Consider the following 12,328-nt stretch of genomic DNA (forward strand, 5'->3'; position numbering starts at 1 on the left):
CCCATGAGGCCCCATATCGCCCGCGGAGCTATCAGCGGCCGATCGGCCCTCGGACACCGACCCCAGGTGGGGCTTGTCCGAGGTGCGCGGACCGGTGTCCCGGCAAGCGAAATCCTGGTCGGCGCGGGCAGGACCGGCCTCGGTGAGCCGCGCAGGCCCCGCAACGCCGGGCGAGCTGGGACGTCGCGTTGCCCGAAGTGAGCTTGTGATTTAGTTTGTTCGAGGTTATGCCCGATTTCTGGCCGGGTGTATGTCCCGTGCGTCCGCTTGTCCCGGCGGTCTCGACGCACCCGATCAAGATCACGGAGGGGCCGGTTGAGTCCGCGCAATTCGTCAGGCGTTGCCTCCCGGTTCCCCCGGTTCGAGCGGTTTCTGGCCCGTTCCCGCAGCGAGGTGATGTACCGACTGCGCGACCTGGCCCGTCTGCGCCGTCCAGCGTCGCTCGTGGTGCTGGCGTTCGCGACGATCATCGCCTTCGGTACCGTCCTGCTCGCTCTGCCCCAGGCGACGGAGAGCGGGGAGTCGGCCGGGTTTGTGACGGCGCTGTTCACCTCGACGTCGGCGGTCTGTGTGACCGGGCTGATCGTGGTGGACACTCCGGGATACTGGTCGACCTTCGGCGAAGTGGTGATCCTCGGGCTGATCCAGATCGGCGGCTTCGGGATCATGTCGTTGGCGACGGTGTTGAGCCTGCTGGTCACCCGACGCGTGCGGCTGCGGATGCAGATCACCGCCGGCACCGAGACCAAGAGCGTCACCCTCGGGGACGTGCGCCAGCTCGTCTCCGGGATCGTCCGGGTGACGCTGATCTTCGAGTCGGTGCTGTGGCTCATCCTCACGCTGCGGCTGTGGACCTCCAACGGCGACTCGATCGGACACGCCGCCTACATGGGCCTGTTCCACTCGATCTCCGCGTTCAACAACGCGGGGTTCGCGCTGTACAGCGACAGTCTCGAGGGTTTCGCGACCGACCCGTGGATCATGATCCCTGTGGCCCTGGCGGTGATCGCCGGCGGACTCGGCTTCCCCGTGTGGGTGGAACTGTGGCGTCATACCCGGCACCGCAGGGAGAACCCCAGCTGGACGCTGCACGCCCGGATCACACTGGTCACGACAGCCGTGTTGCTGGTGGTCGGCTGGGTGGCCTTCCTGCTGCTGGAGTGGAGCAACCCGGACACCATGGGTCGGCTGGGGGTCGGTGAGAAGGTGCTGACCGGTTTCTTCCAGTCGGTGATGCCGCGCACGGCCGGGTTCAACTCGTTGCCGTTCGGCGAGATGAACACGCAGACGCTGTTCGTGACCGACATGCTGATGTTCGTCGGCGGCGGTAGCGCGGGCACGGCCGGTGGCATCAAGGTGACGACCTTCGCCCTGCTCGCCTTCGTGCTCTACGCCACCATCCGCGGCGAGCCCTCCGTTCACGTCGGCAACCGCCGCCTCGCGGCCGGTGTCGCCCAGCAGGCCATCACGATCGTGCTGCTCGCCATCGGCCTGGTCTTCTCCGCGACCCTGATCCTGATGATCATCACGCCGTTCACCCTCGACGAGATCCTCTTCGAGGCGATCTCCGCCTTCTCGACGGTCGGGCTGTCCACGGGGATCACCGGCCACCTTGGCACCCCCGGCGAGCTGATCATCATCGCCCTGATGTTCATCGGCCGCCTCGGCCCCATCACCCTGGCCTCAGCCCTCGCCCTCCGCCGACGCGTGCGCCGGTTCGAGCTCCCGGAGGAGCGCCCGATCGTCGGTTAGCTGCTGGCACGAGCGGCCTAGGGAGCCATGGGGTGGGTGATCTTACCGCCCCCAGCAGGCCACTTTTCGCAATCAGCAACAATTGACCGAAACCGGCATAATCACGGAACGTGTCGGTGCGGAGCGATATACGTATCCGCATGACCGCCGAGACGACTGACCCTCCTCCCGACCACACCGTCTTCTGGGGAAAGACCGGCAAGGGCAGCCGGACGTATTCACCCTCCGACTGGCATCCCCTCGCCGCCCACATGGTCGACACACTGCACGTGGCCGACCAGCTCTGGGAGCACTACCTGTCCCCCGCCCTCAAGCGCAGCTTCCTTCCGGGAGCGGCCGACGAGGAGCTCGGCCGGGCGGCGTTCCGCTGGGTGGCGGCCCTCCATGACCTCGGCAAGGCCGCCCCGGGGTTCCAGTACCTCAGTGACCCACACTTCCAGCAGGTGACGCGCTCCCTGCCATGCTCCGCAGGGCCCCGGCATATGCGCCACGAGCTGATGTCCGCGCAGCTGGTGCGGACCTTCCTTGGCGAACTCCGGTGGCCGGACGAATCGATCGACTGGGTCGCCGACATCGTCGGCGGGCACCACGGGGTCTTCCCGAAGCCCGCGTTCCGCACCGCGATGAAGAGCAACGACAGTCTGGGCGACGCCGCCTGGCGCGCCCGGCAGCGTGAGCTGTTCCTGTTCGCTACCCGCGCCTCCGGGATCGACCTCGACGAACTCGCTGACCATGTGCCGGGCATCGGCGCGCAGATGGCGTTCTCCGGGGCGGTCATCCTGGCCGACTGGCTGGCCAGCAATGACGACATGTTCGGCTACCGGAACGGCTGGCCGCCGGGGTACCAGGCGACCTCGGAGAAGACCGCCGAGGGGTTCCGGACCTTCATGGAGCTGGGCGAGGTCTGGCACCCCGCCCCTCCCGCGAACGCCGAGGAGCTGTACGCCACCCGCTTCGGCATCGCCACGCCGCGCGGCACCCAGCTCCTCGCCGACGAGGTCGCACGCGGCGCCGAGCACCCGGGACTCATGGTCGTTGAGGCTCCCACCGGGGAGGGTAAAACCGAGGCCGCACTCGTCGCCGCCGAGATCCTGGCGGCCCGGTTCGGCTTCAATGGGCTCTTCTTCGCGCTGCCGACCCAAGCCACGACGAACCACATCTTCGACCGGGTACTCGACGGCTGGATCCACTCTCAGAGCCCCAAGCCGACCATCGGCCTGGCACACGGCAAGGCCCAGCGGCACGCACGCTACGAGAAGCTGCTGGAGGGCATCGGCGAGGATGAGAACGAGGCGCTCACGGCCTCCCAGTGGATGCGCGGCGCCAAGCGGGCGCTCCTCTCGCCGGTGGTGATCGGCACCATCGACCAGCTGCTGTTCGCCGGTGTCTCGGCCAAGCATGTCATGCTCCGGCACACCGGCCTGGCCAACAAGGTCGTGGTGATCGACGAGGTCCACGCCTACGACGCGTACATGTCGGAAATCCTGCACCGCGTCTTGCACTGGCTCGGCTGGCACAGGGTCCCGGTCGTGCTCCTGTCCGCAACGCTGCCGAGCACCCAGCGAGACGCGCTGCTCCGCGCTTACACCGGCGCCGACGAGGTCGAGGTCACCGGAGCGGGTTACCCGCAGATCACCTGGGCTCCCGCTCTGGACGTCGAAGAGCGGGAACGCTTCGGCGAGCCGTCCGATCCGTTCGAGGCGGAGAGCCACCAGCCTCTTCCGCTGAAGGCGCAGGCCACGACGTCATCGCGAGGCGGTGAACTCGCCGTCGAGTTCCGCCCCGAGCCCGCCGACACTCCGGAGGCCGTCACCGCCCTCGTGGACGAACTGGTCGGCGACGCATCACCGACCTCGGGCCGGGGCACCGTACTGGTCCTCCGCAATACCGTGGCCCGCGCCCAGGCGACCTTCGCCGCACTCGAGGGACGGTTCCCCCGTGAGGTCTCCCTCGCCCACGCCCGGTTCACCACGGCGGACCGGCGACGACTGGACGCGGACCTCACCCAGCGGTTCGGACCGCCGCGTCGCGACGACGGATCCGGCGCCGTCACGGAGAACCCGCACCGGCCCGCGCGACACATCGTGGTCGCCACCCAGGTCGCCGAACAATCGCTGGACGTCGATTTCGACGTGCTCATCAGCGACCTCGCCCCGATCGACCTCCTGCTCCAACGCGCCGGCCGCTGCCACCGGCACGCCCGCCCGCAACCGCGGCCAGTGGGCCTGGACACGCCCCGCCTCGTCGTCACGGGCTACACCGACCCCGACGGCGACGGCCGCGAACTGCCGACGGAAGGGGCCCTACCGGTACTGCCGACTGGCGACGCCCGCCCCTATCTGCACCACCTGCTGTTCCGCACTCTGGCCCATCTCGCCGAGCATCGTGAGCACAACGGCCGACTGACCGTGCCAGCCGATGTTCCCTCCGCCATCGAGGCCGTCTACGGCGACCGTCCACTCGGACCGGACGCCTGGCAGGAGGCCATGGGGGCAGCGGCGGAGGCAGCCGAACGGCACATCAGGGAGCTGGCGGGCAAGGCGGGAGCCGTCCTCATCGCCCGCCCCGATCTCGACGAGTTCGGCCTTGGCGAGGTCCAGCACTTGGGCGGCGACCACAACGTCGACGAGGACGAGGAAAAGGTCGCCCAGATGCTCCCGGTCCGGCACGGAGCGACGAGCATCGAGGTCATTCTGCTGCGTCGCGTCGACAAGAACACAGCGGAGACCGTCTCGCTGCCGCAGGCGGGCACGGCCCGGCGGCGTGTCCCGCTCAACCGAATGCCCTCGGATGCCGAGAAGGAGGCCATCCTGGACCAGGCCATCCGACTCCCGCTCTGGCAGGTGGACACCGAGAAGCTGTCCAGCCCATCGGGCTGGAAGCGGGCTCCCTGGTCTTCGCGCCTCCGCGTGCTGCTCCTCGACTCGTCCACCGGCGAGGCCCAGAAAGGCAACCGCCGCGCAACCTACAGCACCGAGACGGGATGGACCGACATCACGTGAGCGACGACCACTTCTCCTTCAATCTCGTCGACCAGGTCTGGTTGCCCTACGTGGACACCGGCGGGGGCACCGGCACGGCATCCCTCCGCCAGGTGCTCATCGACTCCCCTGCGATCAAGGACCTGACGGTCGACACCCCGACCCAGTACCCGGCGATCCTCCGCGTCCTGCTCGCGGTGCTGCACCGGTCGATGGGAACGGCGCACGGCAAGCACCATGGGTCCTATCCCCGGGACAAGCGGGGGTGGAAGAAGCACTACGCGAGCGGCCCTCCCGCCACTCAGATCAACGAGTACCTGGACACATGGCGGGACCGCTTCGACCTGTTCGGCATCGAGGCCCCGTTCCTCCAGGTCTCCGACCTGAGGTCGACCAACGGCGACCGCAAGCCCTCCAGTCTGCTCATCCCCTACGCAGCAGCGGGCAACAACGCGCCGATCTTCTCGGCGCACCGCGACGCCTCACCGGAGGCGCTGACTCCCGCCCAGGCGACCCGTTGGCTGATCCACGCGCACGCCTGGGACACCGCGGGGATCAAGACGGGCGCCGCCCGCGACACCCGGGCCAAGAACGGCAAGACGACCGGCAACCGCACCGGGCTGCTCGGCAACCTCGGCGTCATCGTGCCCACCGGGGACAACCTGTGGGAAACGCTCATGTTCAACCTGCTCGTCCTCGACGACGCGCTGTCCCCCAGACACGACGTGCCGGTGTGGGAGCACGACTCTCCCTTGACCGCGAACTGGCAGGAACGCTCATCACGCGGGCTTCTAGACCTCTACACCTGGCCGGGGCGGCGCATCCGGTTGTTCCCCGAGCAGGTGGACGGCGAGGTCCGGGTGCGCGAGGTACTGGTGTGTGCCGGGGACCGTTTGCGCACCGACGAGCCGCTGCACGGCAAGGAGCCGCACACGGCCTGGTACAGCACGGCTAAGAAGGCTCAATCCGCGACGTCGTCAGCGAAGGCGCCGCTCCTCCCCTACCGGCCGATCACGCACGAGCCGGGGCAGCAGCTCTGGCGCGGCCTCGGCGGCATCCTGGGGCGCGGCCGGGACGGTACACAGCGCGACCAGGGCCTCCCCCTCCCCAAAGCCCTGGAGCAGGTCGGCATCTTCCAGCGCGCCATTGGCCGGAAGCTCGTCCGGGTCCATGCCTCAGGGATCGCCTACGGCCTGCAGAACGCGGTCATCGACGAAACCTATGCCGACGTGCTGCCGCTTCCGGTTGCGCTCTTCGAGGTGGAAGGCGAACAGGAGCTCGCGAAACTCGCGATCGCCGCCGTCACCGACACCGGCAACGCGGCCTGGGCCCTCGGCAGGTTGGCGGCCGACATCGCGTTTGCGTCCGGGGCCGACGAAGACACCCAGAAGGCACGGGAGCCGCAGGCGAAGAACCGGCTGTACGCAGCACTCGACCAGCCGTTCCGCGCCTGGGTGGCGGGACTCCAGGACGAATCTCGGATCGAGGACTACCGCGCCGACTGGCACCGGACCGCGCGGCAGGCGGCGTGGAAGATCGCGAGTGACCTGATCGGCCAGGCCCCTCCCTCGGCGATGCGCTCCCGTACGCGAAAGGAGAAGCCGAAAGGACAGAAGGGGGAACCAATGCCGATGAACCTCGCGCTGGCAGAGCGCGAGTTCTCCCGGCGGCTGCGGTACCGGCTCCCGAGCGCCTACCCCCAGCAGGACAGCAGCCCTGAGCAACTCCCCTCAGACGACCAGAACGGAGACGCGGATTGACGACACCGACACCCCCTTCGGCACAACCACAGCGGGTCCGTGACGAGCCGTGGCAGCGCAGGATGCGCGACCTCATCGGCGAGCTGTACCTCAAAGAGGGCGGCTTGACCCGCGATGCTCCCGGCACGCTGGCCCGCTGGCGGCGTGCCCTCGGGCGGACGACCCAGCAATCCCCCGTCCTGAGTATGGAGATCGCCCGCGTCATCGGTACCGGCGAGAACGACGGGCGGGAACCGCACCTGGACGCGATCCACCACTCCCTGGCTCTCCTCGCCGCCCATCAGCAGTCCGCGTCGCAGCCGATGCATCACGACCATGGCTCCGCGTCGCTGGGGGCGCAGTGCCGGGAGCTGTGCCGACGTGTCCAGGCCGAACAGGCGAGCGGTAGCGGCAGAGAGAAGAAGGATCCGCGGGGGCCGCAGTACGCCGACGAGAGCAAGGGCGTCGTCCGCCGGTTGGAAGCCGCCGTCAGCGCACGTTCGGTGAAGGAGCTCGTCGGTCACGTGCGTGGACTCGTCCCGATGCTCCGCAAGGCCGAGCTTCCGCTCGACTATGTGCGGCTGGCCGCCGAATTCGACGCTTGGGCATCCCCGAATCGGCGTGGTCGGGTCGCCCGCCGCTGGGGGACCGACTTCTATCGCCCTTTCCCGAAGCCCCAAGACGCCGCCCCCTCCTCCTCGTCCTGACGACCCTTCAAGGAGTTAGACCATGCCCTTCCTGGACATTCACGCGATTCAGTCTGTTCCTCCCGCGAACATCAACCGGGATGAGAACGGCAGCCCCAAGACCGCGATGTACGGGGGCGCGCAGCGACTGCGCGTATCTTCCCAGGCGTGGAAGCGGGCCGCACGAAGGGAGATGGAGTCCAACGGCGCCGATATCCCGGAGTCGCGACGTACGAAGCGGCTCCCGGAGGAAATCGCCGAGGCGATTGGGACGCGTGCCCCCGCACTTGCGGAGCACGCCAGCACCATCGCCCAGGCTGCTCTCTACGACGTCTTCAATGTGAAGAGTACGGCCAAGAAGAAGGGCAACAAGGCACGCGTCTCCACCGGATACCTGCTCTTTCTGGGCGTCGATCAGCAGGCGCGTCTCATCGACAAGCTCCTCGCGGCACAAGACGACCTGCTCGGAGCGGCGGGAAACAGCAAGAACCTGGAGAAGGTTCTGAAGGACTTGAAGCTGCGGGATACCGTCGCAACGGGACATGCCCCAGCGGTCGCCCTGTTCGGGCGGATGATCGCCGACGATCCCTCCATGAATGTCGATGCGGCCTGCCAGGTCGCACACGCGATTTCGACGCATGCGGTCGAGGCGGAGTTCGACTACTACACGGCCGTCGACGACATCGACAACGAGGCGGACGAGACCGGCGCCGGGATGATCGGCACCGTCGAGTTCAACGCCGCGACCATGTACCGGTACGCCACCGTCGACCTGCGATCGCTGGTCGACAACCTTGGCAGGGACACCGACTACGCGGCGGAGATCGCGATCGCATTTGCCCGGGCGTTCCTGTTGAGCATGCCGACCGGTAAGCGCAATACGTTCGCCAACAACACCCGGCCGGACTTTGTTCTGCTGTCGGTGCGCGACGACCAGCCGGTGAGTCTCGCGGGGGCGTTCGAGCGACCGGTCGGAGGCGAGTCGGGTCACGTGGCAGCATCCGTGGGGCGGCTGCTGAAGCACCACGCGAAGCAGGATGAGGCCTACGAGACCGCGCCTGTCCTGAGCACCGCCACCTACCCCGTATGGCTGTCCGACAAGGAGGCGGGGTTCGGCACCGGCCTGCCGGTATCCCAGCCCTTGCCCTCCGCCTTGAACACTGTCCGCGGCAAGATCAGCCAGCTAATGGGGGCGGCCGATGCCTGATGTGCTCGCGCTGCGGCTGAGCGGCGCGCTCCAGTCGTGGGGAGCGGCGACACGGCACAACACGCGGGGCACGCTCACTCACCCCACCAAGTCGGGAGTGATCGGGATGTGCGCCGCCGCACTGGGACGGCCGCGCGGCGCGGACCTGTCCGACCTGGCGGCCCTGCGGTTCGGTGTCCGAGTAGATCAGCCCGGAACACTGCTGATGGACTTCCACACGATGTCCGCAGCTTCGCATGGCCCGTTGGAGCCGAAGGCGCAGCAGCTGCCCACTGCGGACGGCGGCCGGTTGAAGCGCGGGGAGGGCAAGGTCTCCCGACGCTGCTACCTGCAGGATGCCGTCTTCGTCGCGGCGTTCGAAGGGGAAGGCGAGGGGGAGCGCGCCCTGCTCCGGGACATCGAGGCCGCACTTCGTCGGCCGCGCTACCCCCTGTTCCTCGGCCGGAGATCGTGCCCACCGGACCGACCGGTTCTGATCGGACTGCTCGCCGAGATGCGGCTCCTTGACGCCCTGTCGAGCGGCATCGGGTGGCAGTCATGGCGGCGGACACGTGATGAGAACGCCATGCCACGAGAGCCGCTGGCCATCGTCATCGACGCTGCCGCGGACCGCCCCATCGAGGGGGCGCCGGAGGAACGCGAACACGAGGAGCTGCTGCCGGACCAGCCGGACGGTGGCCGGGCGTCCAACCCGACGTTCTCCCAGCGGTTGGTAAAGCACCGTCACTCCGGGCTGTCCTCCAATGGTGAGCAGGCCGAAGTCCTTTTCGACGGTGACGACGCCATGAGCCTGCTCGACGGCGCGGAGGGCTGAGCATGTATCTGAGCAGGACTTTTATCAATCCGCGCCGTAAGGGCGCTGTTCCGTTCCTGGGGAATCCCCAGAAGATCCACGCGGCGGTGCTTCAGGCGTTCCCGCAGGCCCCGCCGACGGACGCGAACCAGGGGCCACGGGTGTTGTGGCGATTGGACACCGACGATTGGCGACGGCCGGTGCTGTGGACGCTGGCACCGCAACGTCCCGATTTCAGCCACGTGGTGGAGCCCTTCGGCTGGCCGAATTCCGGTACCCCGGCTGAGACCAGGGAGTATGCCCCGCTACTGAATCGCATCGCCGAGGGGCAGCGCTATGTCTTTCGGGTGACGGTCAATCCGACAAAGGCCAAGGTTCCCAGCTCAGCGAAAGAGTGGGACAGCGACGGCAAGCTGAAGCGCGGCACTGTTGTCCCGCTGGTCGGTGCGAACAACCAGATCACCTGGTTCGCCGACCGTGCCCCGAAGTGGGGATTCGAGCTGCTGCCAGGTCCGGTTCCCATGCCCGAGACCGACGATCCGGGGAGTACGCCCCCGGCCTATGCAGTGGAGATCCGCGACAGCCAGAAGCTCAAGTTCTGGCGTGGCAAGGGACAGGGCAAGCCGGTAACGCTGCTCGCGGTGACCCTTGAGGGAATGCTGCGGGTGAAGGACGTGGAGGTGTTCCGGCATTCCCTCACCCACGGCATCGGCCGTGCCAAGGGCTACGGCTGCGGTCTGATCAGCTTGGCCCCTCCGCGCTGATCACCGCATACCGCCGAAGGCAAACCGACAGGGCGGCGGGTGGATTTACTAGAGCTCGTCGCCCTTGGTGGCCTGGAGGAACGCGTTCCATTCCTGAGCGGTGAAGGTGAGGTGGCCTGCCTCCTGGTGCTTCGAGTCGCGCATAGCGCGATGGAGTGGGAAGTCTGCCACCTCAACGCACGCGCCGTTGGGCTGGCTATAGCTCGACTTACGCCAGTTCTCCTGAAGGATGGACGGCTGGTCAGCGAAGGCGGTTACTTCCACACACTGACCTCCGGTCCCGCTGTAGCTAGACTTGTACCAAATTGGAGTGGAAGGGCTGGGGGACTGCACTGTTTCTCCTAGGTGATCACATCTCCTGGGCCACAGCCCGGATGATCTGACGACTTTGATCCGGGCTGAGGGCGTCCGCTCGAAGCCTATCCATCATCTTTCGGTGGTCTTCGATATCTTCTGGGCGGTCCTCAAACAGATTGTTCGCAACGCCCTCTGTGTAGACGACCGTGATGTGTTCCAAGTGGAGAAGCACGAATGAGCCCCGTTCCAGAGCTGCGTGGCCACCCGAGCTGAAGGGGATGATCAGGAACTCGATGTTCGGTTCCTCAGACAACTCGATCAGGTGCTTAAGCTGGCGCTTCATCCCCGGAGCCCCGCCGATGTGATGTCGGAGGGATGACTCCGCGACGATTGCCCAGGTCTCAGGAGCGCGCTCCCTCCACAGTGACTGGCGGTCGAGCCGGGCGCGGATGAGCCCATCCACCTCGTCGGGCGACCGGCTGTGCGCACTCTTGTCGAAGACCGCCCGAGCATACTCTTCTGTCTGGAACAGGCCTGGAATCAGCTCACTTTCGAAGAACTCCAGACGCGTCGCGGCCGCCTCCAGTCCGATATAGGTGCCGTAGCGCTTCCCGACACCGTAGCTCTGCCACCAGCCACGCTTCTTCGCCTGCGTGTACAGGCCAAGAAGCCGCTCTACTTGCTCCGAACTCACTTCGTAATACGCGAGCAGAGCCTTCAGATCTCGTAGTCGTGGCAGAGTCCGGGTCGGATCTTCCCAGCGGCCGACACTGGTCGGGGCCACTTCGATGCCCCGCCCAACCGTCTCCAGCGTGCGGCTGCCCCTGAGTTTGCGCAGCTCGTAGGCGAGCTGCCAGTGCCCGATCGTCGGATTCGCCATGGCGTCAATCATGGCGGCCACCACAGCCCTCCACAAAAGTTGTCCCCATGTGCTTCATTCAACTGCAGGCTGCATATTCAGGAGCTACTTTAGGAGTGTGAGCACACCCACACGGGGTGTGGACCCCTACTCCAAGCAGGTGATTCCTGTGGCCGAACAACTCACGTCCTCTTCCTCCCTCTCGCCTCTCAGCATCAAGTGCGGATGCTTCGAGGGAGACTTCATCCAGGTGCCGAACTGCCGGTCCTGGCTGCGGATGATCCTCTGCGACTACGACAGCGCCTTCCGCTGGATCGCGGAGCTGTGTGTCAGCGAACTCGCCGCCAATGCCATCGCGCACACGCGGTCCAGCTGGATCGGCGGGGTGGTGTGGCTGCGGGTCGAGTTCTACCCCTCGATGGTTCGCGTGGTCGTTCGCGACAACGGGTCGGAGCAGACGCCCACCGTGCGCGACGTCGGCGCTGATGCCGTCGGCGGGCGCGGACTGTCGCTCGTGCAGTCGATGGCCAGCGGGTTCGGGCATCAGGGCAACTACCTCGGCCGCGAAGTCTGGTTCGACCTCGAAGGCACGCCGGAGACGTGACCCGACGAACGACGAAACCGCTCCGGCCCTGGGCTTAGCAGGGCCGGAGCGGCGACTCCGATTATCTCAGAGACCAACATGGGAGGGGTTCCTCCCCGAGGAGGGGGCGGGGAGGAACCCTTAGGTCGTGGGGCGCTCGTCGGTCTCGGCCTGCATGTCCCGCATGAGTGCGTCGGCATCGGTCGGGCTCCGTATGAGGAGGCTGACGATCCACACGGCGAGCGTCGAGGCGATGAGGCCAGGGACCAGCTCGTACATTTCGCGGGCGACTGTCGACGACGCTGACATTCGTGCGTTGAAGGGGGCCCGAAGAGCGGTAACCGCAATGACGGCACCCAGCCGATACCGCTGATTGATGCGGTATCGCCGGTGGGCGGCAATAGCGGAGCGAGAAAAATACTCCTTGCCACTTTCAACGTATAGCGCACCGGGGGGCTTGCGGCAAGACCCGGGTCATGCCCCAGAATTTCCAGCCGAAGCCCGAACCTGCGGAAATCAGGGATTCGCGAAGTACGTGTGCTTTGGCGACGCATGGGTCGGGCAGGGACGTCGAACCGCCGGTGGGACTCGCGGTGCGGTTAGGGACACTTGGCGCGGAGGTGCGGGTGCGCGCGCCGCTGGACTGCGCGGAGCGGCGGGCCGGAAA

General features: G+C 67.0%; 11 protein-coding genes and 1 pseudogene. 8 read left to right on the forward strand and 4 right to left on the reverse strand.

From position 1 onward, the window contains the following. Nucleotides 1-396: 396 nt before the first annotated feature. From CDO52_RS19440 to cas6e, 7 genes are all read left to right on the forward strand, one after another. The gene (locus CDO52_RS19440) at nucleotides 397-1,752 is read left to right on the forward strand and encodes a TrkH family potassium uptake protein (RefSeq protein WP_017619211.1); all 1,356 of its coding nucleotides are present in this window, start codon (nucleotides 397-399) and stop codon (nucleotides 1,750-1,752) included. Between the two features lie 140 nt (nucleotides 1,753-1,892). Further along, nucleotides 1,893-4,754 (forward strand): CRISPR-associated helicase/endonuclease Cas3, encoded by a 2,862-nt coding sequence (locus tag CDO52_RS19445; protein WP_017619212.1) that lies wholly within the window; start codon nucleotides 1,893-1,895, stop codon nucleotides 4,752-4,754. After that, on the forward strand, nucleotides 4,751-6,493 hold the full coding sequence (casA, locus tag CDO52_RS19450) for a type I-E CRISPR-associated protein Cse1/CasA (protein WP_017619213.1): 1,743 nt from the start codon (nucleotides 4,751-4,753) through the stop codon (nucleotides 6,491-6,493). Before CDO52_RS19445 ends, casA begins: the two co-directional genes overlap by 4 nt. Continuing rightward, nucleotides 6,490-7,179 (forward strand): type I-E CRISPR-associated protein Cse2/CasB, encoded by a 690-nt coding sequence (casB, locus tag CDO52_RS19455; RefSeq protein WP_152471652.1) that lies wholly within the window; start codon nucleotides 6,490-6,492, stop codon nucleotides 7,177-7,179. The genes casA and casB overlap by 4 nt, the downstream gene beginning before the upstream one ends. A gap of 22 nt (nucleotides 7,180-7,201) precedes the next feature. After that, a complete protein-coding gene (gene cas7e / locus CDO52_RS19460) occupies nucleotides 7,202-8,365 on the forward strand; it encodes a type I-E CRISPR-associated protein Cas7/Cse4/CasC (protein ID WP_017619215.1) in 1,164 nt (387 codons plus the stop codon). Then, nucleotides 8,358-9,179 (forward strand): type I-E CRISPR-associated protein Cas5/CasD, encoded by an 822-nt coding sequence (gene cas5e, locus CDO52_RS19465; protein WP_017619216.1) that lies wholly within the window; start codon nucleotides 8,358-8,360, stop codon nucleotides 9,177-9,179. The genes cas7e and cas5e overlap by 8 nt, the downstream gene beginning before the upstream one ends. A 2-nt stretch (nucleotides 9,180-9,181) precedes the next feature. After that, nucleotides 9,182-9,922: a type I-E CRISPR-associated protein Cas6/Cse3/CasE gene (gene cas6e / locus CDO52_RS19470; protein WP_026125896.1), complete on the forward strand. Its 741-nt coding sequence runs from the start codon at nucleotides 9,182-9,184 to the stop codon at nucleotides 9,920-9,922. Nucleotides 9,923-9,970: 48 nt separating this feature from the next. Here cas6e and CDO52_RS29550 read toward each other — a convergent pair whose 3' ends face one another. From CDO52_RS29550 to CDO52_RS19480, 3 genes and pseudogenes are all read right to left on the reverse strand, one after another. Continuing rightward, the gene (locus CDO52_RS29550; RefSeq protein WP_394340794.1) at nucleotides 9,971-10,066 is read right to left on the reverse strand and encodes a DUF397 domain-containing protein; all 96 of its coding nucleotides are present in this window, start codon (nucleotides 10,064-10,066) and stop codon (nucleotides 9,971-9,973) included. Between the two features lie 102 nt (nucleotides 10,067-10,168). Beyond that, a pseudogene (locus CDO52_RS29555) lies at nucleotides 10,169-10,255 on the reverse strand (DUF397 domain-containing protein); the annotation flags it as partial. A gap of 16 nt (nucleotides 10,256-10,271) precedes the next feature. Continuing rightward, nucleotides 10,272-11,111, reverse strand: a complete 840-nt coding sequence (locus CDO52_RS19480; protein ID WP_232524522.1) for a DUF5753 domain-containing protein — start codon at nucleotides 11,109-11,111, stop codon at nucleotides 10,272-10,274. 85 nt (nucleotides 11,112-11,196) lie between these two features. On the opposite strand from CDO52_RS19480, the gene CDO52_RS19485 reads away from it, so the two are divergent. After that, nucleotides 11,197-11,682, forward strand: a complete 486-nt coding sequence (locus tag CDO52_RS19485; RefSeq protein ID WP_157745644.1) for an ATP-binding protein — start codon at nucleotides 11,197-11,199, stop codon at nucleotides 11,680-11,682. Nucleotides 11,683-11,802: 120 nt separating this feature from the next. Here CDO52_RS19485 and CDO52_RS27710 read toward each other — a convergent pair whose 3' ends face one another. Beyond that, nucleotides 11,803-11,940, reverse strand: a complete 138-nt coding sequence (locus CDO52_RS27710) for a hypothetical protein (RefSeq protein ID WP_017619221.1) — start codon at nucleotides 11,938-11,940, stop codon at nucleotides 11,803-11,805. Nucleotides 11,941-12,328 lie beyond the last annotated feature (388 nt).

Origin of the sequence: Nocardiopsis gilva YIM 90087, from assembly GCF_002263495.1 — a bacterium.
Lineage (GTDB): Bacteria > Actinomycetota > Actinomycetes > Streptosporangiales > Streptosporangiaceae > Nocardiopsis_C > Nocardiopsis_C gilva.